The organism is Cobetia sp. SIMBA_158, assembly GCF_046566945.1.
Lineage (GTDB): Bacteria > Pseudomonadota > Gammaproteobacteria > Pseudomonadales > Halomonadaceae > Cobetia > Cobetia amphilecti.
Genome location: NZ_JAWJYL010000890.1, coordinates 1 through 245, shown reverse-complemented (window position 1 = coordinate 245; position 245 = coordinate 1). Strand labels below are relative to the sequence as shown.

The following is a 245-nucleotide window of genomic DNA, read 5'->3' as shown; positions in this document are numbered from 1 at the left end:
CCAATTAGATTATTGCTATAGAATATATTTGAATTTCCTACTTTATCTATTTTATTAAACACTGTAATTATAGGCTTATCTAATACTTCTAAGTCCTTTAATATATCTAAGGTAGTCTCTATTTGAATATCTAGATCCTTATTTGAGGCATCTACAACATGAAGTAGCAAATCTGCATATTTAACCTCTTCTAAAGTCCCCTTAAAAGCCTCAATTAAATGAGTAGGTAGTTTTGATACAAATCC

At 28.6% G+C, this 245-nt stretch carries 1 pseudogene; it reads right to left on the bottom strand.

Features of this window, described 5'->3' with window-relative positions:
* Nucleotides 1-245, bottom strand: a pseudogene (locus R2R70_RS22380) (GTPase HflX); the annotation flags it as partial.